Source organism: Promicromonospora sp. NPDC059942, assembly GCF_042731755.1.
GTDB lineage: Bacteria > Actinomycetota > Actinomycetes > Actinomycetales > Cellulomonadaceae > Promicromonospora.
Genome location: NZ_JBHWLR010000011.1, coordinates 82,706 through 106,362, shown reverse-complemented (window position 1 = coordinate 106,362; position 23,657 = coordinate 82,706). Strand labels below are relative to the sequence as shown.

Annotated in this window: 17 protein-coding genes and 1 tRNA gene; 7 read left to right on the top strand and 11 right to left on the bottom strand. The window is 73.8% G+C overall.

What is annotated here, in order from left to right:
* The first annotated feature begins 164 nt into the window (after positions 1 to 164).
* Together sigJ and ACFV9Q_RS18545 are read left to right on the top strand one after the other, a co-directional pair.
* Positions 165 to 1,052 (top strand): RNA polymerase sigma factor SigJ, encoded by an 888-nt coding sequence (sigJ, locus tag ACFV9Q_RS18550; protein WP_377235584.1) that lies wholly within the window; start codon positions 165 to 167, stop codon positions 1,050 to 1,052.
* Between the two features lie 102 nt (positions 1,053 to 1,154).
* The gene (locus tag ACFV9Q_RS18545) at positions 1,155 to 1,610 is read left to right on the top strand and encodes a carboxymuconolactone decarboxylase family protein (RefSeq protein ID WP_377235583.1); all 456 of its coding nucleotides are present in this window, start codon (positions 1,155 to 1,157) and stop codon (positions 1,608 to 1,610) included.
* A gap of 36 nt (positions 1,611 to 1,646) precedes the next feature.
* On the opposite strand, the gene ACFV9Q_RS18540 is transcribed toward ACFV9Q_RS18545, so the two are convergent.
* Entirely contained in the window at positions 1,647 to 1,934 is a 288-nt protein-coding gene (locus tag ACFV9Q_RS18540; RefSeq protein ID WP_377235582.1) for a hypothetical protein, read from the bottom strand.
* 71 nt (positions 1,935 to 2,005) lie between these two features.
* Positions 2,006 to 2,079: transfer RNA gene (locus ACFV9Q_RS18535), tRNA-Met, on the bottom strand.
* A 111-nt stretch (positions 2,080 to 2,190) separates the two neighbouring features.
* Here ACFV9Q_RS18535 and ACFV9Q_RS18530 point away from each other — a divergent pair.
* Positions 2,191 to 3,009 (top strand): nicotianamine synthase family protein, encoded by an 819-nt coding sequence (locus ACFV9Q_RS18530; RefSeq protein ID WP_377235581.1) that lies wholly within the window; start codon positions 2,191 to 2,193, stop codon positions 3,007 to 3,009.
* A gap of 61 nt (positions 3,010 to 3,070) precedes the next feature.
* On the opposite strand, the gene ACFV9Q_RS18525 is transcribed toward ACFV9Q_RS18530, so the two are convergent.
* Positions 3,071 to 6,085, bottom strand: a complete 3,015-nt coding sequence (locus ACFV9Q_RS18525) for a UPF0182 family protein (protein WP_377235580.1) — start codon at positions 6,083 to 6,085, stop codon at positions 3,071 to 3,073.
* A gap of 141 nt (positions 6,086 to 6,226) precedes the next feature.
* Positions 6,227 to 7,327 carry a PDZ domain-containing protein gene (locus tag ACFV9Q_RS18520; RefSeq protein ID WP_377235669.1) on the bottom strand — a complete coding sequence of 367 codons (1,101 nt, stop codon included), beginning with the start codon at positions 7,325 to 7,327 and terminating at the stop codon, positions 6,227 to 6,229.
* Positions 7,328 to 7,466: 139 nt separating this feature from the next.
* On the opposite strand from ACFV9Q_RS18520, the gene ACFV9Q_RS18515 reads away from it, so the two are divergent.
* Complete coding sequence (locus ACFV9Q_RS18515) at positions 7,467 to 8,009, top strand: SprT-like domain-containing protein (RefSeq protein WP_377235579.1); 543 nt, start codon at positions 7,467 to 7,469, stop codon at positions 8,007 to 8,009.
* A 1-nt stretch (position 8,010) separates the two neighbouring features.
* On the opposite strand, the gene ACFV9Q_RS18510 is transcribed toward ACFV9Q_RS18515, so the two are convergent.
* Positions 8,011 to 9,444 (bottom strand): zinc-dependent metalloprotease, encoded by a 1,434-nt coding sequence (locus ACFV9Q_RS18510; RefSeq protein WP_377235578.1) that lies wholly within the window; start codon positions 9,442 to 9,444, stop codon positions 8,011 to 8,013.
* Positions 9,445 to 9,594: 150 nt separating this feature from the next.
* On the opposite strand from ACFV9Q_RS18510, the gene ACFV9Q_RS18505 reads away from it, so the two are divergent.
* A complete protein-coding gene (locus ACFV9Q_RS18505) occupies positions 9,595 to 10,659 on the top strand; it encodes a ThiF family adenylyltransferase (RefSeq protein WP_377235577.1) in 1,065 nt (354 codons plus the stop codon).
* A gap of 8 nt (positions 10,660 to 10,667) precedes the next feature.
* On the opposite strand, the gene ACFV9Q_RS18500 is transcribed toward ACFV9Q_RS18505, so the two are convergent.
* Both ACFV9Q_RS18500 and ACFV9Q_RS18495 read right to left on the bottom strand, forming a co-directional pair.
* The gene (locus tag ACFV9Q_RS18500) at positions 10,668 to 11,033 is read right to left on the bottom strand and encodes a WhiB family transcriptional regulator (RefSeq protein WP_285103255.1); all 366 of its coding nucleotides are present in this window, start codon (positions 11,031 to 11,033) and stop codon (positions 10,668 to 10,670) included.
* A 501-nt stretch (positions 11,034 to 11,534) separates the two neighbouring features.
* Positions 11,535 to 13,550 (bottom strand): ATP-dependent helicase, encoded by a 2,016-nt coding sequence (locus ACFV9Q_RS18495; protein WP_377235576.1) that lies wholly within the window; start codon positions 13,548 to 13,550, stop codon positions 11,535 to 11,537.
* An 88-nt stretch (positions 13,551 to 13,638) separates the two neighbouring features.
* Between ACFV9Q_RS18495 and ACFV9Q_RS18490 the strand changes: the two genes are divergently transcribed.
* On the top strand, positions 13,639 to 13,908 hold the full coding sequence (locus ACFV9Q_RS18490; RefSeq protein ID WP_020016326.1) for a mycoredoxin: 270 nt from the start codon (positions 13,639 to 13,641) through the stop codon (positions 13,906 to 13,908).
* A 6-nt stretch (positions 13,909 to 13,914) separates the two neighbouring features.
* Here the strand turns inward: ACFV9Q_RS18490 and ACFV9Q_RS18485 are convergent, their stop codons facing one another.
* On the bottom strand, positions 13,915 to 14,832 hold the full coding sequence (locus ACFV9Q_RS18485) for a phosphotransferase (RefSeq protein ID WP_377228225.1): 918 nt from the start codon (positions 14,830 to 14,832) through the stop codon (positions 13,915 to 13,917).
* A gap of 114 nt (positions 14,833 to 14,946) precedes the next feature.
* On the opposite strand from ACFV9Q_RS18485, the gene nudC reads away from it, so the two are divergent.
* Positions 14,947 to 15,864 carry an NAD(+) diphosphatase gene (nudC, locus tag ACFV9Q_RS18480; RefSeq protein WP_377235575.1) on the top strand — a complete coding sequence of 306 codons (918 nt, stop codon included), beginning with the start codon at positions 14,947 to 14,949 and terminating at the stop codon, positions 15,862 to 15,864.
* Between the two features lie 16 nt (positions 15,865 to 15,880).
* On the opposite strand, the gene ACFV9Q_RS18475 is transcribed toward nudC, so the two are convergent.
* The 3 genes from ACFV9Q_RS18475 to ACFV9Q_RS18465 form a co-directional block, all read right to left on the bottom strand.
* Positions 15,881 to 19,279, bottom strand: coding sequence for a UvrD-helicase domain-containing protein (locus tag ACFV9Q_RS18475; RefSeq protein WP_377235574.1), 3,399 nt, complete (start codon positions 19,277 to 19,279; stop codon positions 15,881 to 15,883).
* Positions 19,276 to 22,575, bottom strand: coding sequence for an ATP-dependent helicase (locus tag ACFV9Q_RS18470; RefSeq protein ID WP_377235573.1), 3,300 nt, complete (start codon positions 22,573 to 22,575; stop codon positions 19,276 to 19,278). The genes ACFV9Q_RS18475 and ACFV9Q_RS18470 overlap by 4 nt, the downstream gene beginning before the upstream one ends.
* Before the next feature lie 101 nt (positions 22,576 to 22,676).
* Complete coding sequence (locus tag ACFV9Q_RS18465) at positions 22,677 to 23,588, bottom strand: DUF3152 domain-containing protein (RefSeq protein WP_377235572.1); 912 nt, start codon at positions 23,586 to 23,588, stop codon at positions 22,677 to 22,679.
* Positions 23,589 to 23,657: the final 69 nt, after the last annotated feature.

Here is a 23,657-nt window from a genome sequence, read left to right as displayed (position 1 = left end):
ACCCACCTTGCGTTATGGTTCTGACCCCCAAATGAAGGGGGGGGGGGAATGGGCGAACTGTCCCCCTTGGGCCCCGGCCCCGGCCCTCCGGCCCCGGCGCTCCCTCTCCCCTGATCGAGGACGGCGGCCGATCTATGCTGCTCCCGACCGAGAGGAGCAGCCGCGTGGCGACCGACGATCTGCCCGGGCAGGACCGGCTCCGTGCCGAGTGGTCCGAGCACCGGCCCGCGGTGTTCGGCGCGGCATACCGGATTCTCGGCACCGTGGCGGACGCCGAGGACGTCACCCAGGACGTCTGGCTGCGCGCCGTCGCCGCGAACCTCGACGAGGTGCGCAACCTCCGGGCCTGGCTGATCACCGTCGCCGCCCGGCGGGCGTACGACATCCTGAACAGCGCCCGCCACCGCAGGGAGTCGTACGTGGGGCCGTGGCTCCCCGAACCCCTGCTGACCGGGCCGGACGCGGCCGAGCCCGTGCTCGTCGACGAGTCCGTCACCGCGGCGATGCTCCTGGTCATGGAGAAGCTCAGTCCGCCGGAACGGGTCGCCTTCGTGCTGCACGACGTCTTCGACCTCGAGTTCGCGCGGATCGCCGAGATCCTCGACGTCAGTGTGCCGGGCGCCCGGCAGCTCGCCTCCCGGGCCCGCCGGCGCGTGGCCGCCGAGAAAGACGCGATGCCACGCACGTCCCGGGTGTCGCGGACCGAGCGGGAGCGGGTGCTCGAAGCGTTCCGCGGCGCCTACGAGACCGGGGACCTGGAAGGACTGGTCCGCCTGCTGGACCCCGACGTCGTCTACGTCACCGACGGCGGCGGCAAGGTCTTCGCGGCGCGCAAGCCCGTTCTCGGCGGTCAGCGGGTGGCCGAGCTCATGGTGCGGGTCGGCCGCCAGCTGCGCCCCGACCGCATCGACCTCGCGGAGGTCGGAGGCGAGCTCTCGCTGGTGTTCCACCGCGAGGGCCGGGTGTTCTCGGTGGACACGGTGCAGATCGCGGACGGGCGGATCACCGCCTACCGCCGGGTCGTCAACCCGGACAAGCTCACGCGCGTCTGACTGTCGCGTGGCTCACTGTCACGGCTCCGGCCGTCACGTCGCGGCGGACCACGTCGTCTCCCTGGCGCCGATCCCGGCCGCACGACGATCCCGAGGAGAACCATGACCACCACCCAGCGCGTCGACATGGGCAAGCAGCAGCCGAACGCGTACAAGGCGCTGCTGACCCTGTCGGCGGAGGCCGAGAACAACGCCGTGTCGGCAGGACTCGACCCGCTCCTGGTCGAGCTGCTGCGGATCCGCACGTCCCAGATCAACGGCTGCGCGTTCTGCCTGCGGCTGCACACACGTGACGCCCTGAGGAAGGGCGAGAACCCCGACCGGATCGCCGTCCTGCCCGCCTGGCGGGAGACGGGCTACTTCTCCGCCGCCGACCGGGCGGCCCTCGGCCTGGCCGAGGCGATCACCCTGGTCGCCGACGGGCACGTCCGCGACGCGGACTACGCCGACGCCGCGGCCGTCCTCACCGACGACCAGGTCGCGGCGGTCTCCTGGATCGTCACCGTGATGAACGCCTTCAACCGCGTGGCGATCACCAGCCGCTACACCGTCGCCTGAGCCTCGGGCACTTCTCGGCGCGCGGGCGGCCTGCGCTCACTCCGGCTGCGCGCCCGCGGCAGGCCGGCTCCGTCGTCCGACGGCGAAGCCGGCCGCGCCGCCGAGCAGGAGCGTGCCGGCGGCCGAGAGCAGGGCCACGGTGCCGGAAGACGGGGTGCCGCGCGGCGTGTAGGTCGTGCCCGACAACGGCGCATAGGCGAACCAGGTGGGCGCCGGGCGGCTCCCCACCCAGGCCGCGCCGCCCAGCAGCGCGAGGCCGACCACGACGAGGGCCACGAGGACGACGCGCGCGGTGCGCTCCGGACGAGGTGCGGGTGCTGTCATGCGGACCATCGTTCCAGACCCTGGAAAGCGCTCAGGCCCGGAGATCCGTGGACCTCCGGGCCTGGCATTTGTAGCGGGGGCAGGATTTGAACCTGCGACCTCTGGGTTATGAGCCCAGCGAGCTACCGAGCTGCTCCACCCCGCGTCGGTGATCCCTACTTTACGCACCCCGAGCGACGAAGCGCAAACCGGGTCGCCCGGTCGAGACGCAGGTCACAGCCGGTCGAACCGATCCGGCCGTGGAACCATCGTCCCCATGACGACGGAGCTGAGCGATACCACCCTGTCCGCCGACCGGATCGTCCACCTCACCGACCGGCTTGCCGCACTGCCCCACCTGCGCCCGGACCCCGGCACGAACGCCCTCTTCGGCGGCCTGGTGCAGGCGGTCCTCGCGACGCCCGACCGGCAGGCCCGGGACGTCCTGGCGCACCCCGAGGTCCACCGCCGCAAGGACGCCATCCGCGACCTCTCGGCACGCGGCGAGACCGAGCTCGAGCACGCGTGGGCCGAGCACATCGCCGGCGCGCCCGACGCGCGGGCCGCGCTAGCCGCGTTCCCCTACCTCGACAACTACCGCCGGCTCACGGCCCTGGAGGCCCGGCTGATCAACCACGCGGGCGGCGGCACGCCGGGATCGGTCGCCGTCGTCGGGAGCGGACCGCTCCCCCTGAGCACCCTGGGCTACGCCGCCGCGCTCGACGCCCCCGTCGTCGGCCTGGACCGCGACGCCACGGCGGTGGCGCTGGCGCGCCGGGTCGCGGCGTGCCTCGGCGCGGCGTCGGTCCGCTTCGAGCAGGCCGACGCCGCCACCGTGGGCCTTGCCGAGCACGACGTCGTGGTGCTCGCCGCGCTGGTGGGCGAGACGCCGTCGGCCAAGGCGGCGATCCTGCGCCGGATGGCCGACACCATGCGGACCGGCGCGCTGCTGCTCGCGCGCAGCGCGCGGGGTGCGCGCACCCTGCTCTACCCGCCCGTCGACCTGGGGGCCATGCCGGGGTTCGAGGTGCTGGAGGTGGTGCACCCCACCGACGACGTCATCAACTCGGTGGTGGTGGCCCGCCGCCTCGCATAAAAGAGTCAGACCTGCAGGTCACCGGAGTGACCTGCAGGTCTGACTGCTGTGCGCGGGAGGATCAGCCCTGCTGAGCCTCCTCGGCGGCGATCGCGTCCTCCAGTGCCTTCTGCAGCCGGTCCTGCGCCTCGCCGTAGGCGGCCCAGTCACCGTCGCGCTGGGCGGCGTTGGCGTCCTCCATGGCGGCGCGGGCGTCCTGCAGCGCGGCGTCCAGCTCGGACGACGGCGCCTGGGTGCTGTCCGGCGTGGACTCGCCGCTCGGCTCCTGGCTGGGCTCCTGCGACGGCTCCGTACCCGTGTCGCCCTCGCCCGTGGGCGGTGCGGTGGGCGCCTCGTCCTCGGCCGCCGCACCGGCGTCGCCGGCCTGGGCACCCGAGTCACCGCCGAACACCTGGTCGAGCGCCTCGTCGAGCGTGTCGGCGAACCCGATGTCGTCACCGAACGCGACGAGCACCTTGCGCAGCAGCGGGAACTGCGTGCCACCGGTCGACTGGATGTAGACCGGCTGCACGTACAGCAGACCGCCGCCGACCGGCAGGGTGAGCTGGTTGCCCCGGCGCACCGTGGACGCGCCGATCTGCAGGATGTTCAGCTGCTCGGAGATCGTCGGGTTCGAGTCGAAGTTGTTCTGCACCTGACCCGGTCCGGGGACAGTCGTGTCCCGTGGCAGCTCCAGGAGGCGTAGCTTCCCGTAGTCCTCGGACTTGGTGCCCGCCTCGCTGCCGGCGTCGGCATCCACCGCGAGGAACCCGGTGAGCACCTCTCGGTCGGTGTTACCGCCCGGGATGAACGTCGAGGTCAGCGAGAACGTGGACTGGTCCTGGCCCGGCATCTGCAGCGTCAGGTAGTACGGCGGCTGCAGCGGCGCGGTGGTCGCCTCCGACGTCGGGTCGGTCGGGTTGTTCCAGAAGTCCTGGCCCGAGAAGAACTCGGCGGAGTCCGTCACGTGGTACTGGCTGAGCAGGGTGCGCTGCACCTTGAACAGGTCCTCCGGGTACCGCAGGTGGCTCATGAGGTCGCCGGAGATCTCGTCCATCGGCTTCACGGCATCCGGGAAGACGTTGCTCCACGCCTTCAGGATCGGGTCGTTCGCGTCCCACGCGTACAGGTCGACCGAACCGTCGTAGGCGTCGACCGTGGCCTTCACCGAGTTCCGGATGTAGTTGACCTCCTCCGGCAGCTCGACGGGGGCGCCGGCCTGCTGGGTGAGCGTGTCCGCCACCGCCTCGTCGAGCGGGGTCGAGGTCGAGTACGGGACGGCGTCGCTCGTGGTGTAGGCGTCGACGATCCACTTCACGCGGCCGTCCACGACCGCCGGGTAGACCCGGTTGTCGAGCGTCAGCCACGGCGCGACCTTGCTGACGCGCTGCTGCGGGTCACGGTCGTAGAGGATCTGCGACTCGCTCGTGACGCGGTCGGAGAACAGCAGCTGCTCCTCGCCGAACTTCAGCGCGTACAGGAGCTTGCTGCCGAACGCGCCGACGCTGGGCCCGGCGTCACCGGTGAACGTGGTGTTGACCTGGCCGCCGTCGTCCGCGTCGTCGGCCTGGTAGTCGAGCTCCCACGCCTTGGTGCCCTCGGGCGCGCCCACGATGGAGTACGTGGTGGTGCTCGGGCTGAAGTAGATGCGCGGCTCGTACTCGCCCTCGAGGTCGCTGATCGCGCCCTGGGACGGGATGCCGCCCTCGAAGAAGGCCGGGCGCCCGTCCGGGCCCGGCTGGTTGCCGTACGCGGCGACGACGCCGTAGCCGTGCGTGTACACGGTGTGGTCGTTGACCCAGTTGCGCTGGTCCTGGCCCAGGCCGTCGAGGTTGAGCTCGCGCACCGCGATCACGGTGTCGCGGGACTCGCCGTCGATCTCGTACTTGTCGACCGACAGGGAGTCGTTGAAGTTGTAGTACTGCTTGTTCTGCTGGAGCTGGCGGAACGACGGCGAGACGATCTGCGGGTCCAGCAGCCGGATCGACGCGGCGGTGTCCGCGTCCGAGCGCAGGGCGCCCTCCTCGGCCTGGGTCGTGGCGTCGTACGGTTCCTTCTCGACGTCGTCGATGCCGAAAGCAGAGAGGGTCGCGTCGATGTTGCGCTGGATGTACTCGCTCTCCAGCTCCTGCGCGTTCGGGTTCACCTGGAAGCGCTGGACGACCGCGGGGTAGATGCCGCCGATCGCGATGGCGGAGACGACCATGAGGCCGACGCCGATCGCCGGCAGGCGCCAGTCGCCCCGGAACGCGGTGACGATGAACAGCGCGGCGACGAAGATCGCGACGACCGTGAGGATGCCCTTGGCGGGGATCACGGCGTGCACGTCGGAGTAGGAGGCGCCGTCGAACCGGTCGCCCGCGTTGGTCAGGATCGAGTACCGGTCCAGCCAGTAGTTGGCACCGATGAGCAGCAGCAGCACCGCGCCGATGACGGCCAGGTGGATGCGCGCCGCGGGGGTGGTGCGGGGGCCGCCGGCGGCGGCCGGGCCGATCCGGAGCCCGCCGTACAGGTAGTGCGTGATCACGCCGGCGATGCCGGCGATCACCACCACCGAGATGAGGAACCCGACGCCGAACCGCAGCGCGGGGAGCAGGAAGACGAAGAACCCGAGGTCCATGCCGAACTGCGGGTCGGTCTCACCGAAGGGCTCGCTGTTGAACGCCAGGAGGACGGTGCGCCACTGCGCCGACGCCGCGACGCCCGCGAAGAAGCCGATCAGCACCGGGGCCGCGATCATCACGACGCGGCGCAGCGGTTCGACCGCCTCGCGGTACTGGTCGAGCGTGGCCTGCTCGGGGGTGCTCGGCGCGTAGACGGGGCGCGAGCGGTAGGCCGCGGTGAACGACCAGAACACGGCTCCGGCCATGACCAGGAAGCCGACGGCGAACAGCGCGCCGCGCATGCCCCACTCGGTCCAGATCACCCGGGAGAACCCGAGCTGCCCGAACCACATCACCTCGGTCCAGAACTGCGCTAGGAGAAGCAGGGCCGCGACGACGACGGCGACCGCGACGACCGCCACCCCCAGGGGACTGCGTCGTCGGGCTCGGGGTGCGCCGCCGGATGGGCGACGAGGTGCTGCGGCGAAGGACACTTCTGCGTTACCTCACGTCATGAATGGTTGGGCCGTACGCAGTTGGAACGGCCAGGCTCTGGTCAAGGTTCCCACCACAAGGTTCCCACATCCTCCAGATGTGCAACACGTGGTCAACGCCCGGGATCCCGCCCGCGAGCGTCAGGAGCACGTCGGCAGGTCGGCTCCCTCGCCGCGCCCGATCTGCTCCACGGCGTCGCGCGCCTCCGCCAGCGTCGCCACCTTCACCACGCGCAGCCCGTCGGGCACGTTGCCCACCACCTGGTCGCAGTTGTCGGCGGGCGCGAGGAACCACTCGGCGTCGTCCCGGACGGCGCCGTACAGCTTCTGCTCGATGCCGCCGATGGGGCCCACGGTGCCCTCCGGGCTCATGGTCCCGGTGCCCGCGATGATCTTGCCGTTGGCCTCGTCCTCGGGGGTGAGCTTGTCGATGATGCCGAGCGCGAACATGGTGCCCGCGCTCGGTCCGCCGATGTCCTCGATCTCGATGGAGACGTCCACGGGAAAGTCGTAGTGCGGGTCGATGAAGACACCGAGCACGGCCCGCTGGCCGTTGTCCGCGGTCGTGACGGTCACGTCCATGGTCCGCTTGCCCCGCTTGACGCCGAGCGTCACGTCGTCCCCCGGGGTCGTGGCGGCGAGCCCCTCGATGAGATCGGCGTAGGTGCCCACGGGTTCGCCCTGGAACTCCGTGATGACGTCGCCCTCCTTGAGCTTGCCCTCGGCGCCGGAGCCGGGTTCCGTGCCGGCGACGTCCAGGACGGCGGGCACGTCGTAGCCGAGCTCGGTCAGCGCCGCGGCCGTGGCCGACTCCTGCGACGAGACCATCTCCGCCTGGCTGACCTCCTGCTGCTCCTCCTTGGTGGTCGCCTCCGGGAAGATCGCCTCCACCGGGAGCACCGAGCGGCGCGGGTCCAACCAGCCCTGGATCACCTGGCCGGCCATCATCGGGTAGCCCGGCCCGCCGAGCACGGACACCGTGGTCAGGCGCAGCTGCCCCGTGGACTCGTACGTGCGGGCGCCCTCGATCTGGATGAGGTTGCGCTCCAGGGTGTCCTCGGTGGGCCCGGGCGAACGCATCGCGTAGGGCGTGGGCACGACCAGGGCCAGCGCGGCCAGAACGGCCGTGAGCAGCAAGGACACCCCGAGCGTGACCGTGCGGCGCGTGATCGGCGCAGGGTTGTCCACGGCATGGTCGAACGGTGACGGCTCGGGTTGCGGAGCGTGCTGGAGGTCGCGCATGTCGGTCACCGGCCCATCATTCCTCACTTGCCTGGGGGTTCCGTGAATCGCACCCGAGGAGAGCCCCGTAGGCAAAGTTTTTCCACTTGAACGGTGTGTTATACCCCACCTTGACGCCGATAACCGGTACGGTCGTGCCGTGGCCCACGACGCCCTGACGTCCGTGGAGGTGCGCCGGAGCCGCCGTCGCACCGCCACGGTGAGCGCATACCGCGACGGTGGACGGACCATCGTCGCCATTCCTGCGCGCTTCTCTCGGGCTCAGGAACGAGAGTGGGTGGCGAAGATGGTGGCCCGGCTCGAGGACAAGGAGCGGCGCCGCCGCCCGTCCGACCAGGAGCTCATGGACCGCGCCGGCGAGCTCTCCGCCAAGTACCTCGGCGGCAGGGCCCGGCCCTCCAGCGTCCGGTGGTCGGCCAACCAGGGCAGGCGCTGGGGATCGTGCACGCTGCTGGACGGCTCCATCCGGATCTCCACCCGGCTCCAGGGCATGCCGTCCTGGGTGCTCGACTACGTGCTGCTGCACGAGCTGGCGCACCTGCTGCATGCCGGCCACGGCCCCGAGTTCTGGAAGATCCTCGACGTCTACCCCCGGACGGACCGCGCGCGCGGCTTCCTGGAGGGTGCGTCGTTCACGCAGGACGACAACGGCCAGGCCACCCCGGACGACGAGGAGGACTGAGCTACTTGTCGGCGTCTCCGGGGCCCTGCTCCTCCTCGGGGCCCTGCTCCTCCTCGCCGAAGATCTCCTTGAGCGCCGCGTCCACGTCGGCGTGCTCGTTCTCCGCCGCCTCGCGGCGCACCAGGTAGCCTGACGGGTCGTCCAGGTCCTCGGTGCCGGGCAGCAGGTCCGGGTGGTCCCACACGGCGTCCCGCCCGGTGGTCCCCTGGGCGCGGGCCACGATCGAGAACAGCGTCGCGGCGTCACGCGACCGGCGCGGCCGCAGCTCCAGGCCGACCAGGGTCGAGAACGTCTGCTCGGCCGGGCCGCCGGCGGCACGCCGGCGGCGGATCATCTCCCGCAGCGGGATGGCGTGCGGCAGGTGCGGCAGCGCGGCCATGGCGCTGACCTCGTCCACCCAGCCCTCGACCAGCGCGAGCGTCGTCTCCAGGTTCAGGAGCACGGCCTTCTGCTCGTCCGTGTTCTGCAGCCCGAAGACGCCGCCTGACAGCGCGCTGCGCAGCGCGTCGGAGTCGGCGAGGTCGATGTCGCGCACCTGGGCCTCGAGCGCGTCGAGGTCGATGGTGATGCCGCGCGCGTACCGCTCCACGATCGACAGCAGGTGCGAGCGCAGCCACGGGACGTGGGTGAACAGCCGTGCGTGGGCCGCCTCGCGCACGGCGAGGAACTGCCGCACCTCCTCGAGCGGGGCGTCCAGGCCGTCGGCGAACTCGGCCACGTTGGTGGGCAGCAGCACGGTGTCGGGGCTGTCGAGCAGCGGCAGGCCGACGTCGGTGGCGCCGAACACCTCGCGCGAGAGCGTGCCCGCGGCCTGGCCCACCTGCATGCCGAACACGGCCGAGCCAAGCCGCTTCATCATCTGGGCCGGGTCGATCGAGCCGCCCAGGCCGTGCAGCACGCCGGCCGGCATGCCGGGCACTGCCTCGCCGTCGTCCACGCCGTCGGGAAGCTGGTCGCGCAGCACCGTGGCGAGCGCCTCCGAGACGGAGGACGCCACGGGCGCGGCGAGCTCGTTCCACACCGGGAGCGTGGCCTCGACCCACTCGGACCGGTTCCACGCGCGTCGGGTACCGCCCGCGGGCGGGAGATCGGTCACGGCGTCGAGCCAGAGCTCGGCCACCCCGAGCGCGTCGGTGGCGTCCTTGGCCTGCCTGCCGGTCAGGGACGGGTCGCCCTCGCTGACCGCGACCTGTCGCGCGACGTCGTGCGCGACGTCCGCGTTGACCGGTCCGGCGCCCTCGGCCGAGAGCATCTTCTGCACCTGGGCCAGGGCGTACTGCATCATCACCGGGTCCGGTGCGCCGCCGAGCGCCGTCGGGTCGATGCCGCGCTCGCGCATCTCGGCCATCACTTCGTCTGCGCCGTCGCCGAGCATGGAGCGCAGCATCTCCTCCCACGACTGGGGAGTTTCGCCGGGCTGGTGCTGGTCGCTCATAGTGTTCACCGTAACCGGGTCGGCAAGGGTTGCGCCGTCCATTTGGCTCTGGGCGCAGCCGGGAACTTCCGGACCGCTCGATGCTTTGGATATACCTCCGGGCCTGTGGACAACGGCCCCGGAGCGCCGCCGTCGGGCATCGTGGTGGGCATGAAGCGCACCCCCGCCCTGCGGCTGCGGCCCGGCACGCCCGTGCTCACCCGCGGCGGTGGTCAGGTGCAGTGCGGCTCGGACCCGCGCTGGTCGTTCGTGCTGTCCGGGCTCACGCCGGCCGAGGAGTCCTGGCTGGAGGAGATCGCGGAGCGCCGGCACGTGACGGTCGAGCAGTCGGCCGCGCGGTGCGGCGTGGGGGTCGAGCGGCGCGACGAGATCATGGCCGCCCTTGCGCGGGCGGGGGTGCTCGTCCCGGTCCCCGGAGCGGTCGGCGTGGTGACGGCCCCGGCCGACGGGGCGGCGGACGCGACGGCGCTCGGCATGCTCCGGCCCGACGGCGCGGGGCTCGCCACGCTCGCGGAGCGCGCGAGACGGGTCGTCGGCATCGTCGGGCTCGGGCGGCTGGGCACGGCGGTCGCGCTGCACCTCGCGACGGCGGGGGTGGGCGGCCTCGTGCTCAGCGACCCGCTGCCGGTGCAGACCACCGACGTCGGGCTGGGCGGCCTACGGGCGGCCGACGTGGGCGAGGCGCGCGACCTGGCCGTCCAGGCCCTGCTCGCGGAGCGTTCCCCGCGCGTCGCGGTCCGGGTGGACGACGACGCCGGGGGCGGCGACGGGCTCGACCCGGCGGCGCTCGACGTCGTAGTGGTCACCGAGCCCCACGCCGCGCACCCGGCGCGGTACCAGCGGCTGCTGGGTCTCGGGGTGCCGCACCTGCCGGTCGTGGTGCGTGAGGCCGACGTCGTGGTGGGCCCGCTGGTGCGGCCGGGCCGGTCGGCCTGCGTGAGCTGCGTGGACCTCGCCCGCGCGGACGCCGACCGGGAGTGGCCGGCGCTGGCGGCCCAGCTCCGCAAGACGCCGGAGCCGACGCACGAGGCGACGCTCGCCGCCGTGGCAGCGGCGACGGCCGCGGGCCAGGTGCTCGCCCAGCTGGACGGGCACCGGCCGGCGGCCGTCGGTGCGTGCCTGGAGATCTCGCTCCCGGCGGGGATCCCCCGCGCCCGGCCGGCGGAGCCGCACCCGCGATGCGGGTGCGTGGTCCTGCCGGTCCGGGCGGCCTGACCCGCGGGTCATGCGGCGGCGACGTTCTCCGACTTGCGGGGTCGGCCACGGCCGCGCTTGCGGGCCACGACGGCGCCGTCCACGAAGACCTCGCCGCCCCAGACGCCCCACGGCTCGTTGCGGTCGAGGGCGCCCGCGAGGCAGCCCTCGATGAGGGGGCACGTACGGCAGAGGGCCTTGGCCTGCTCCACCTGGGTGCTGTGCTCGGCGAACCACAGCTCCGGGTCGTTGGTACGGCACGGCAGCAGTGTGTCCATGAGCCGGTTGAACTCCGCCGAGTCCGAACCGGTCCCGCTCGTGGCGGGGTGTTGAGGCGGGTCCCAGGGGCCCGAGCCGCCCTGGGGAAGAGTGTCGAGGAGCGCAGTGAGGCGCACGGTTGTCTCCTGTGTCCTGAAGGAACGTCGTCGATGAACGTTGGTGGTGCAGGACCCAGGGGCTAGATCCTTGCCGGGCCGGCCGAGGTGGGGCCGGATCTCCGGGCAAAGAATTAAGGCCGCGGGTCCTAGGTGGACTCCGCGGCCTGGAACTCTTCGGTCGTCAGACCGGTGAGTCTCCTGGAGATGCGGAGTCGGGTGCGAGAGCGGACGGCTTGACGCCTCCGCGGTGAGTGCGCGCGCGGAAAGGCAGAGCTGCGCCAGTGGCCGGGACAGGCTCGTAGCCGAGCACGTGCTTGCACACCTGCAGATCCGTCTGCGGAATCATGTTCATCTCCAATGCACCCACCTCCTCACTCGAATCCGGGCCAGATCTCTCGATCTCGCCCACTGCTGTCAGGGACATGTGAACACTATGCCGGGCCGCCGTGGCGAGCCAACTCTTTTTCCAAACTTTCTTGAGAAGTTTTTCGGAGCCCCTCCGAAGGACCCGGAAACCGCTCAAGAAGGCCGATCGCTCGCCACGATCGCGAGGATCGTGGCGCCGTACCTGTCGATCTTCGCGGGTCCGATGCCGTTCACGCGAGCAAGTTCGGCCGTGCCCGAAGGTCGGATCTCGGCGATGGCCACCAGGGTGGCGTCGGTGAGCACCGTGTAGGCGGGCTTGTCGGTCTCCTGGGCCACCTCCCGCCGCCACTCGCGCAGGGCGTCGAACAGCGCGGTGTCGCGCTCGTCGGTGAGCAGGGCACGGGCCTGGGCCTTCGGCGCCGTCCGGGCGCGGGGTGCCCGGGGCTCGTCCGGCCAGAGGCCGTCGAGGAACCGCGTGCGCTTGCGCGTGGCGCGCCCGCCCGGGTTGCGCGAGCGGGCGAACGACACGTCCAGGTGCTCGCGGGCCCGCGTGATCCCCACGTACAGCAGCCGGCGCTCCTCGTGCACCGCGTCGTCGGTCTCCGCCAGCGAGATGGGCATGAGGCCCTCGCTCATCCCGGCGAGGAACACCGCGTCCCACTCCAGGCCCTTGGCCGCGTGCAGCGAGGCGAGCGTGACGCCCTCGACCGTCGGCGCGTGCTGCGCGGCGGCCCGCTCGTCGAGCTCCGCCACGAGCGCGGAGACGGTCGCGGGGCTGTCCGGCGTCGCGGCCGCCGCCAGGTCGTCGGCGAGCGAGACCAGCGCCTGCATCGCGTCCCAGCGTTCCCGGGCCGCGCCGCGGGCCGTCGGCGGCTGGTCGGCCCACCCGGCGGCCGCGAGGATGTCGCGCACCTGGTCCGGCATGGGCGCCGCAGGGTCGGCCGAGCGGGCCGCGCCCCGGAGCAGCAACAGCGCGTCCCGGACCTCCTTGCGCTGGAAGAACCGCTGGCCGCCGCGCACGAGGTAGCCCACACCGGCGTCGGCGAACGCGGTCTCGAACGCCTCGGACTGCGCGTTGGTGCGGTACAGCACGGCGATCTCGCTGGGCTTCACGCCCGACCCGACCAGCCGCGCGGCCCGGGCGGCGATGCCCTTCGCCTCGGCCTCGTCGTCGTCGTACGCCGTGAAGGCGACCGCCGGACCCGGCTCGCGCTGCGCGATGAGCTCCAGCGCCTGGTGCGCGCCGCCCGCCCGGCCCGCCCGCTTGAGCACCTCGTTGGCGAGGTTCACCACCTGGGGCGTGGAGCGGTAGTCGCGCACGAGGCGCACCTCCTGCGCCTCCGGGAAGGTGCGCCGGAAGTCGAGGAGGTGCCTCGGGGTGGCGCCGGTGAACGAGTAGATGGTCTGCGACGGGTCGCCCACGACGCACAGCTCCCTGCGCCCGCCCAGCCACTGGTCCAGCAGGAACTGCTGCAGGGGCGAGACGTCCTGGTACTCGTCGACCACGAAGTGCTTGTACTGCGAGCGCACCTCGTCCGCCACGATCTTGTGGCTGTTGAGCATGTCCGCGAGCATCAGCAGGACGTCCTCGAAGTCGATGAGCTCGCGCTCCGTCTTGACGTCCTCGTACGCCGTGATGAGGCGGGCCACCGCCTGGGCGTCGTAGCCCGAGGGCGCCTCGCGGCCCGTGCGGTACGCCGCCTTCTCGTAGTCGTCCGCGGTGACCAGCGAGACCTTGGCCCACTCCACCTCGCTGCTCAGGTCGCGGACGGCGACGCGGTCCACGCTCAGTCCCACGCGCCGCGCGGCCTCGGCGATGATCGGTGCCTTGAACTCCTGCAGCCGTGGCGGGGCGCCGCCCACCACCCGCGGCCAGAAGTACCCGAGCTGCCGCAGCGCCGCGGAGTGGAACGTCCGGGCCTGCACCCCCTGGACCCCGAGGCCCCGCAGCCGGGTGCGCATCTCCCCCGCGGCGCGGGCCGTGAAGGTCACCGCCAGCACGCTCGTCGGCTTGTACGCGCCGATGCGGACGCCGTACGCGATGCGGTGCGTGATGGCGCGGGTCTTGCCGGTGCCCGCCCCCGCCAGCACGACCACGGGCCCGTTGAGCGCGAGGGCGACCTCGCGCTGCTCGGGATCGAGGGCCGTCAGGATCGCGTCGGGGCTCATCGGTCCAGGATGATTCGAACCGTCGGCGGAGTTGGTCTGGGTGAGCATCGTCTGCGATTCTCGCAGCAACCACCGACAAGGAGAACAGATGTCCGAGACGACCACGCCGCTTCCCGAGGACGGCACCGTCCTCATGTACTCGACCACCTGGTGCGGGTACTGCCGGCGACTGCGCACGCAGCTCGACTCCGAGGGCATCGGCTACACCGTCATCGACATCGAGGAGCAGCCGGAGGCCGCCGCGTACGTGGAGCAGGTCAACGGCGGCAACCAGACCGTTCCCACGGTGGTCTTCCCGGACGGCTCCGCGGCGACCAACCCGAGCCTCGCCCAGGTGAAGCAGGCTCTCGCGGCCTGACGCCGGTCAGGCCTCGTCGAGGGTCGCCTCGTCCAGGTCCTCCAGCATCGACGTCGCGTCCTCGACCACCTCGGGGAGGCGGTGCCGCACGCCGTGCAGGAGCCACCGCGCCAGCGCGAGCTCGCCCACGAGCATGGCCCGCTCGGCCAGCCGTGGGTCGGTGAGCTCCTTGCGGCGCAGCTGGTAGGCCTCCATGATCGAGTCCACGGCCTCCATGGGGGCCGCCGCGATGAGCCACGCGAGGTCGTCGGCGGGGTCGGCGACGCGGGCCTCCGCCCAGCCGGAGACCGCCACGACCCGCTGCCGGTCCACGAGGAGCTGGTCCGGCGCCAGGTCGCCGTGCGTGACGACGGGCTTGAACCGCCACAGCGACACGTCCTCCAGCGCGGTCTCCCAGCGGCGCAGCAGGGTGGGCGGGACGCGGCCGGTCCTGGCGGCCTCGTCCACCTCGGTGAGGCGACGCTCGCGGTACTCGGAGGCGGTGTAGCTGGGCAGCCCGCACGTCTCGACGACCGACGTCGGCAGCTCGTGGATGGCCGCGATGGCCCGGCCCAGGTCGGCCGCCAGCCCGGGACCTTGCTCCAGGACCTCGACGTCGAGGTTGTCGCCGATGATCCGGCGGTGCACGACGGCGCGGCCGCCCTCCGGCAGGAGGGCGTAGCCCGCGACCTGCGGCACGACGAACGGGAGCACGCCCGTGTCGATGTACAGCCGGAGCGCGTCGAGCAGCTCGATCTCGGCCTCCAGCGCGGCCCCGGCCACGGTGGTGCGGGGTGCGCGCACCACCCACTCCTGGTCGTCCGCGCCGGTCACGACGGCGACGTCGTAGTCGCCGGCGAGGTCTCCGACGCGCACCGATCGGGCATCGAGACCCGGCACGGCGGCGGTCGAGAGGGCGGCGAGAGCGAGGGGCGTGCGGGACACGTGCTCACCCTAGAGCAGCGTCCGGCGCACCACGGGACAGGTCCGTGGCGTGTCCGCCGTCTCCGCCCGAGACGTCCGGCGTCGCGGGGTCCCGCGGGCGACTAACGTCGTCCCGTGCGTTCTCTCGACCTCCCCTTCGCCCGCGCCGCCCACGACCGTGCCGCGCACCGGCGCGCCGAGCCCGGTCTCCTCGACGACCTGCTCAAGGAGCCGGCCACGCGGGTGCTGGTGGTGCGCGGCACCCGCGTGGCGACGTCCGGGCAGCGGCTCGCGCTGTTCGCGCCCGACGACGTCGCGCACCTGGCCGTGCGCACGCTCCTCTTTCTCGGCGAGGCCGGCGGCGTCGCCCACCTCGCCGTGGTCCTGGCCGACGCCGGGCGCGTGCCGGGTTCGGATCCCGTCCCGGAGCCCGACCTCGACGTGGAGTGGACCGGCATCCGCTCGCTCGACGCGGGCGACCTGGAGGTGGGGCTGGTCGTCGAGGCGGTCGCCCTCGCCCAGTGGCACGCGGTCTACACGCACTGCCCGCTGTGCGGCACGCGGACCGAGGTGCGGCAGGGCGGCTGGGTGCGGCACTGCCCGGCGGACGAGTCCAACCACTTCCCGCGCACCGACCCCGCGGTGATCATGGCGATCACCGACGCGGACGACCGCCTGCTCCTGGCCCGCGGCCCACAGTGGGACCTGGGCCGCCGCTCGGTGCTGGCCGGCTTCGTCGAGCCCGGGGAGGGCCTGGAGCAGGCCGTGGCGCGCGAGACCGCCGAGGAGGTCGGCGTCACCCTCGACCCTGCGTCGATCGAGTACCGCGGCAGCCAGTCGTGGCCCTTCCCCGCCTCGCTCATGCTGGGCTTCCGCGCCCGCGCGACCACCACGGGGCTGGTGCGGCAGGAGGACGAGATCGCCGAGGCCGACTGGTTCACCCGCGACGAGGTCGCCACGGCCGTGGCCGACGGTCACCTGGGCCTGCCCGGGCACACCTCGATCGCGCGCTCCCTGATCGAGGAGTGGTTCGGCGGGCCGATCGGCGCCTGACGGCGCCGTATCGCGGTCAGTCGCCCCGGATCAGCGCCTCGAGCTCGGCCTCGTCGAGCAGCCGGTCCGGGCGCACCGTCGTGTCCGACCCCACGTAGTAGAAGGCCGCGCTCACCTGGTCCAGCGGCAGCCCCGTCCAGCGGGACCACGCCAGCCGGTACACGGCGAGCTGCACCTCGCGCGCGGCCCGGGCCGAGGCGTCGAGCGGTTCGCGGCCCGTCTTCCAGTCGACCACCACGACGGCGTCCGGACCCGTCGCCGGGTCCTTGAAGACGGCGTCCATGCGGCAGCGCAGCATGACGCCGGCGACCGGCGTCTCGACGTCGACCTCGACCGCGACGGGCATCCGCGCGGACCACTCCGACCCCAGGAAGGTGTCGCGCAGCTTGTCGAGGTCGGTGTCCTCCGGGAGGTCGTCGTCCTCGGCGCTGGGCAGGTCGTCGACGTCGAGCAGCGTGGCCGACGTGAAGAACTGCTCGACCCACTCGTGGAACCGGGTGCCTCGCCGGGCGTGCACGGTGGGCTGCACGGGCACGGGCCGGCGGAGCTGGAGGGCGAACGCGTCGCGGTCCGCGGCGAGCCGCACCAGACCCGAGGCCGAGACGTGCGCCGGGAACGCGACCTCGCGGTCCGCGTGCCGGTTCCGCTCGGCCAGGAGCATCCGGGCGAGGTCGACCAGGTCGTGACCGGCCGCGTCGGCGAGCACGCCCTGCGGGGCGGTCAGCGCGTCCGCCGGGAGGCGCATCGCGGCGAGCGCGACCAGGCGCTCGTCGGCCGCCTCGTCCACGAGCGTCGCCGTGGCACGCAGGACGTCACGGGCGGTTCGCTGCTGGTCGGGTTCACCGGGCCGGCCGGTCCCGTCCGGGGCCGGCCAGTGGGCCGTGATCTCCTCCGCGTTGCGCGGGTTCTCGGCGTCGGGCTCCGGCATCGGCGCCCACAGGTCGGTGCGCACCAGCTCGGCGTCGGCCAGCTCGGCGAGGAACGGGGAGACGCCGCGCGGGCGGCTCGCCGTGCCCCACCAGGAGGCCGTGAGGAAGAGCTCGCGCCGGGCCCGCGTGAACGCGACGTAGGCCAGCCGGCGCTCCTCGGCGAGGCGGTGCTCGCCGCACTCGGCCTTGAACTCGTCCCGCAGCGCGACGAGGTCCTTGGTGTCGGAGGCGTGCTCCCAGTCGAAGCGCGGCAGGTCGTCCGCGTCTCCGCGCAGGTGATAGGGCAGCTCGCCGAGGTCGGACAGCCAGCCGGACGACGACTCGCCCGACCGGGAGCCACGGTCCCAGGTGGGGAACGCGCCGTCGGCCAGGCCCGCCACGGCCACGGAGTCCCACTCCAGGCCCTTCGCGGCGTGGGCCGTGATGACCTGGACGGCGTCCGGGTCGGGCTCGTGCACCGGCATGTCGAGCCCGCGCTCCCGTTCGCCCGCGACGCCGAGCCAGGCCAGGAAGGCGCCGAGCGTCGCCGTGTCCGACGACTGCGCGAACGAGGCCGCGACGTCCCGGAACGCGTCGAGGTGCTCGCGTCCGCGGTCGCTCACCGCGCCGCCCACCCCGGCCCCGGCCAGCGCGAGGGCGGTGGCCGCCTCGACGTCGAGGCCGAGCGCGCGCTCGGCCTGGACGACCAGCTCCGGGAGCGACAGGTAGGTGAGGCCGCGCAGGTCCCGCAGCAGCCGGGCGAGCGCCGCCAGCCGGCGGTGCGCGTCCTCGGACAGGACGCGGCCGTCGCGCGCCGGCTCACCCACCGGCGGGAGGTCGTCGAGCGCGTCCACGATCGAGCGGTGGTCGGAGATGTCGCCCTCGACCACGCGCAGGTCGTCGTCCGGCTCGGAGTCGGCCGAGGCGGCCGCGGCGGCCGCGGCCCCGCGCGGGTCGTCCAGCCGGGCGAGGTCGGCCGCCCAGGAGCCGAGCGCGTGCAGGTCGGACGCGCCGAGGTTGAGGCGCGGACCGGTGAGCAGGCGCAGCAGCGAGTCGCCGCGCGACGGGTCGTGCGCGGCCTGGAGCAGCGCCACGACGTCGACCACCTCGGGCGTGGACAGCAGTCCGCCCAGGCCGACCACCTCGACCGGGAGGCCGCGGCGGCGCAGCGCCACCTCGATCGCGGGGAACTGGGCCCGCGCCCGGCAGAGCACGGCGGCCGTGGACCGGCCGTCCGGATGGGCGCCGGAGCGCCACCGCTCGGCCACCCACTCGGCGACGGCCTCGGCCTCCTCCTCCAGGGTCGCGGCGACGTGCGCCGTCACCACGCCGTCGCCGGCGCCGGGCCGCAGGTCCAGCGGCGGCACCTCGACGCTCGTGGCCGCGCCGGTCCGCGAGCGCAGCGGCCCGGACACGATGTTCGCGGCGGTGAGGATCGCGGCGTCGTTGCGCCACGAGGTGGAGAGGTAGTGCACGGCGGCGGGGACGCCGTCGTCGCGCTGGAAGCGGCCGGGGAACCGGGCGAGGCCCGCGGCGGAGGCGCCGCGCCAGCCATAGATGGACTGGTGCGGGTCGCCGACGGCGGTGACCGGGTGCCCGCCGCCGAACAGGCCGGAGAGCAGCTCGACCTGGGCGTAGGAGGTGTCCTGGTACTCGTCGAGCAGCACCACCTCGAACCGGGCCCGCTCGGCGGCGCCGACCATCGGCACCTCGCGGGCGAGCTGCGCGGCGAACGACACCTGGTCGCCGAAGTCGAGCGCCTCGGCGATGCGCTTGCGCCGCCGGTACTCGACCACGAGGTCCACGAACCGGGCCCGCTCGGCGATCGAGCCGATGAGCTTGTCGACGTCCTTGGTGCGCTTGCGCTGCTTGGGACCGAGCGGCACGGACTCGAGGTGCTCGGCCATGTCGGTGAGGCGGGCACGCGCGTCCGCGGGGTCGACGAGGTGCTCGCCGAGGGCGTCGGACAGGGCCACGACGGCCGCGGTCACGGTGCTGACGGCCCGGTCGGTGGCGAGGTCCTCGTCCCAGGACTCCACGACCTGCGACGCGAGCTGCCACTGCTCGGCCTGCCCGAGGAGGCGTGCGCTGGGCTCCACGCCGAGGCGGAGGCCGTGGTCGGCCACGAGCGAGGCGGCGTAGGCGTTGTAGGTGGCGATCGTGGGCCGGTCGAGGTCGAGGCCGGCCAGCGCCTCGCCCGACTCCTCGCCGAGCGCCCGGTTGAGCTGGGCCAGGCGGGTCTGGACGCGCTGCGTGAGCTCGCCCGCCGCCTTGCGCGTGAAGGTGAGGCCGAGCACCTGCTCGGGGTGGACCAGCTTGTTGGCGATCAGCCACACCACGCGCGCGGCCATGGTCTCCGTCTTGCCGGAGCCCGCGCCCGCGACGACGAGGGCGGGCTCCAGCGGGGACTCGATGACGCGGACCTGCTCGTCGGTGGGCTCGTGCCGGCCGAGCAGCCGCGCGATGGCCCGTGCCGACAGGCGGATCTCCGGCTCGTGCCCGGTCACTCGACCACCTTCCGTCCCTCGGGCTGCAGCGGGCAGGACCGCCGCACCGCGCACATCTCGCACAGGTCGTTGTTCCGGGCCGCGAACCGGGCGGCGGCCATGGTGTCGGCGGCGCCCTCGACGGTGTCGCGCGCCCAGCTGTTGCCGTCGTCGTCCGGGGCGAGCGGCGGCTGGTTCCGGACGCTGGCCGACACCGTCTCGGTGCCGACGTAGACGAGGCTCGCGCCCTTGCTGACCGTGCCGTCGGGCAGGTCGAGCGCGCCCTCCTCGACGGCGAGCTGGTAGGCGCCGAGCTGCGGGTTCTCGGCCGCCTTGTCCTTGCTGGCGGCCGTCTTGCCGGTCTTGAGGTCGGCCACGGTCACGGCGCCGTCGCCGGCGTCCTCGACCCGGTCCACCTGGCCGCGCAGCCGGGCGCGGCCCACCCGCAGGTCGAAGTCGGCCTCGACGAGCAGCGGCTCCCCCGACTCGCCCAGGTACTCCGCCAGCCGCTCCACCATGCGCTCGGCGCGCTTGCGGAGCTGCAGCGACGGCCAGCCGTCGGGCAGCGCGAGCTCGGGCCAGCGGCGGTCCAGCTCGGTCTTCAGGTCCGTGAGCGAACCCTTCGGGTGGCTCTGCGCGATCGAGTGCAGCAGCGTGCCGAGGGTCTGGTGCGTGGCATCCGGCTTGGTGCCGCCCGCCGACTCGAACGCCCAGCGCAGGGCGCAGGTGGTCACCGTCTCGACCTTGGAGGGCGACACGGTCACCGTGTCCTGGGCGCCCCAGAGCGGCACCTCGCTCGAGACGCCGGCGACGCCGTACCAGGTGCTCGGGTCCGCCTCGGCGACGCCCGCGGCCGCGAGGTCCGCGAGCAGGGCGGCGGCGGGTGCGGCGGGTGGCGGGCCGGTCTCCGCCAGCGCTGCCCCTGCCGACGCCGACGTCCGCACGAGCTCCGAGCGCGCGGCGGCCACGACGCCGCGCAGGTCGAGCGGCGGGCCGACCGGGACCCGCCGCGGGTCCGGGCCGTCTCCCCCGTCGTCCCGGGGGGACACGAGGTCGCAGAACACGCTCGGGGACTCCTCGGTATCCTCCACCGCGGTCACGAGCAGCCGCCGCCGGGGGCGGGAGACCGCGACCGCGAAGGCGCGCAGCTCGTCGGTGAGCACCTGACGGCGGGCCTCGGCGCCGACCACGCGGCCGTCCTCGGACCGGCCGGCAATGAGCTCGACGAGCGCCTGGGAGCCGAGCAGGGAGTCGCGCAGCCGCAGGTCGGGCCACACGCCGTCCTGCACGCCGGCGACGACCACCACGTCCCACTCCCGCCCCGCCGCGCCGGGAGGCGTGAGCGCCTCGACGGCGCCCGTGCCCTGGGCGGAGGCCGCCAGGGAGTCGGCCGGCAGGTCCTGCGACGCCAGGTAGTCGACGAAGGCGCCGACGGGGGCGCCCGGCATCCGGTCCACGAAGGTCTCGGCCGCGCGGAACAGCGCGAGCACGGCGTCGAGGTCGCGGTCGGCGCGCAGGCCCGCGGGGCCGCCGGCCAGGGCGGCGGCGCTCCACCGTTCGGCCAGGCCGGTCGCGGCCCAGGCCGCCCAGAGCACCGTCTGCGCCGTGGCGCCCGGCTCCCCCGCCGCCTCGCGGCCCGCGGCGAGCACCCGGGCCACCGCGAGCGGGCCGCGCCGCACCTGCGTGGGCAGCAGGGCCGCGCGGGCCGGGTCCGCGAGCACCTCGACGAGCAGCGCGTCCGAGGTGCGGCCGCCGCCCGCCGACAGCTCCTCCGCCCGCAGGGCGCGCCGCAGCCGCCGCAGGGCCACGGCGTCGAGCCCGCCGATCGGCGAGACGAGCAGCAGCGCCGCCGTCTCCGGGTCCAGCACGGGCTCGTCGCCGTCGAGCTCCTCGGCGATCAGCGCCTCCAGGCTGCCCCGCGGCGCGCCCGCGCACGTCTTCACGGCCGCCAGCAGCGGCGCCACGGCGGGCTCGTCGCGCAGCGGCAGGTCCGACCCCAGCAGCGCCACGGGCACCGACGCGGAGACCAGCTCACGCCGGAGCGCCCCCAGCCGGGTGCCGCTGCGCGCGATCACCGCCATGCGCTCCCAGGGCGTGCCCCGCAGCAGGTGCTCCGCACGCAGCTCGCGCGCGATCCACGCCGCCTCCTGGGCCGCGCCCGCGAGCACCGCCACCTGGACGGCGGGCGGCGCGTCCGCACCCACGGGCTCCTCGTCCGCACGCGCCGTCGCGCGGCGGTGCAGCGCGCTCGCCGACACCGGGATCCGGTTGGTCACCGCGCGGGTCACGGCGCGCAGCTCGGGCCGCTGCCGCCAGACCGTGCCGAGCACCACCGTCTCGGCGTCGAACGCGCCGAAGGCACGCCCGGGACCGGCGGGCGCGGCGGCCCGACCGGTGAGCCCCGGCGCGGCGCCGCGGAATGTCTGGACGGCGGAGTCCGGGTCGGACAGCAGCACGAGCCGCGCCCCGTCGTCGTGCAGCACGCGCAGGAGGCGGACCGTCGCGGCCGTGGCCTCCTGGTAGTCGTCCACCACGACCAGGTCCCAGGTCGGCCGCGGCGCGCCCGGCACCTCGTCCTCCCAGGACCGCAGGGACTCCGCGGCCTCGTCGATCACGACGGCGGGGTCGTAGCGCGGCCCCGCGTCGGGCGTGGCGAGCCGCAGGGTCATGGTGTCGAGGTACTCCTCGTAGAGCTGCGCGGCCATGATCCACTCGGGGCGGTCGTTGGCGCGCCCCATCTCGTCGAGCTCGACCGGCCCGAGGCCACGCTCGGCGGCCCGCATCAGCAGGTCCCGCAGCTCCTGGCGCAGGCCCCGCAGGCCCAGCGACTCCTCCGGCAGCCCCACGGGCAGCCGCAGCGGCCGCCCCTCGCCGGCGACGTGCCCGGCGAGCAGCTCGGCCAGGACCAGGTCCTGCTCGGGGCCGGACACAAGGGTGGGTGCGGGCTGCCCCAGCGCCGCGGCGCGCGTGTGCAGCACCGCGAACGCGGCCGACGACGCCGTGCGCACCATCGGTGCGCCGACCGTGCGCCCGGCCTGGGCCGCCACCTCGTCCCGCAACCGCGCCGCCGCACGACGCGAAGAGGCCAGGACCAGGACCCGCTCCGGCGGCACCCCGGACATCAGCGCCCGGACCGCCACCTCGCACGCCACCGTCGTCCGGCCCGACCCCGGGGCCCCCAGGACCAGCGTCGCGGGCCGGCTCAGCGCGGACTCGACGGCGGCCGCCTGGCTGTCGTCGAGCCGCACGGAGGTGGCGCCGTCGGGACGGGTCCCGGGCGGCGCCAGCCGAGGTGCGAGGGTGGGGGTCGGTGTCACGCGGACGATCGAACCACGAGCCACTGACACTCCCCGACGCCCCGCGCGGAGGCGTCGCGAATGTCCGGTTCACCCGGGGAGGGTGAGCAGTGATCCTGGTCTCAGCCCGCGTCGGGGGCGGGCCACGGCTCCGGGATGCAGCCGCTCGTCGTCCTGGTCTGCTGCACCATCACGGTGGCGTGCTCGCCCTTGCCCCTGCACAGGTCGTGGTGGTACCCGATCACGTGCCCCACCTCGTGGTTCACCAGGTAGTGCCGGTAGTTCCGGACGTCCTTCCATGCCCCGGACCCCGTGGCCCAGCGCTTGAAGTTGAGCACGGCGGTCTCCTTGATGCCGCACGAGAGCTCGCCGATCGTGTCCAGCGGGAGGCAGAGCCGGTCGGTGGTGCCGGGGCTCGCGAGCACGACCCGCACGTCGTAGCGGTCCGAGTCGGTCCGGGCGAAGGTCGACCCGTCCGCGCCGTTCCAGCCGCGCGGGTCGTTCAGCGTCGTCAGCACGGCCTCGGCGAACGCCTCCGGGTCCACCGGCAGTCCCTTCTCGACCGCGACCTGGACCCGCCAGACCTTGCCGTCGGCCGGCGCCGCGTGCGACCCGCTCGCCACCACGAGCTTGCCGGACAGCTCCGGCCTCACGGTCACGTCGGTGCCGAGCAGACCGGAGCCGGGCTCCGGCGTCGGCTCGGGCTCGGCGGCCGGCGCCGGCGGGGCCGACTTGCCGGCGGACGCCGCGTCCCGCTCCGGCGCACCCTCGGACTCGACGGCCGCGCCGGCGTCCAGGGGGAAGACCGGGGCCGGCGGGGTCACGCGGTCGCCCGACCGGGCCGCCTCGTACGCGTCCCGGATCGCGTCACCCGCCTCGACGCCGAGGTTGTCCTCGACCACGCCGGCTACGGCGGCCGCGGACGCCTCGGGCTCGGCGCCCACCGTCACCGCGACGCCCGCGCCGAGGCCGAGCACCAGGCAGAGACCGAGCGCGACCATGGCGCGCCGAGGGTCCTGCCGCGGGCTGCTCACGCCGACCATCGTGCCACGCACCGGCCCGCAGGCCCACGAAGTCGTCCACAGGATGTGGACACGTATCGG

Coding starts and splice junctions, on each gene's coding strand:
- ACFV9Q_RS18545 (WP_377235583.1), top strand. CDS start 1,155: ATGACCACCACCCAGCGCGTCGACATGGGCAAGCAGCAGCCGAACGCG.
- ACFV9Q_RS18540 (WP_377235582.1), bottom strand. CDS start 1,934: ATGACAGCACCCGCACCTCGTCCGGAGCGCACCGCGCGCGTCGTCCTC.
- ACFV9Q_RS18530 (WP_377235581.1), top strand. CDS start 2,191: ATGACGACGGAGCTGAGCGATACCACCCTGTCCGCCGACCGGATCGTC.
- ACFV9Q_RS18520 (WP_377235669.1), bottom strand. CDS start 7,327: ATGCGCGACCTCCAGCACGCTCCGCAACCCGAGCCGTCACCGTTCGAC.
- ACFV9Q_RS18510 (WP_377235578.1), bottom strand. CDS start 9,444: ATGAGCGACCAGCACCAGCCCGGCGAAACTCCCCAGTCGTGGGAGGAG.
- ACFV9Q_RS18505 (WP_377235577.1), top strand. CDS start 9,595: ATGAAGCGCACCCCCGCCCTGCGGCTGCGGCCCGGCACGCCCGTGCTC.
- ACFV9Q_RS18495 (WP_377235576.1), bottom strand. CDS start 13,550: ATGAGCCCCGACGCGATCCTGACGGCCCTCGATCCCGAGCAGCGCGAG.
- ACFV9Q_RS18490 (WP_020016326.1), top strand. CDS start 13,639: ATGTCCGAGACGACCACGCCGCTTCCCGAGGACGGCACCGTCCTCATG.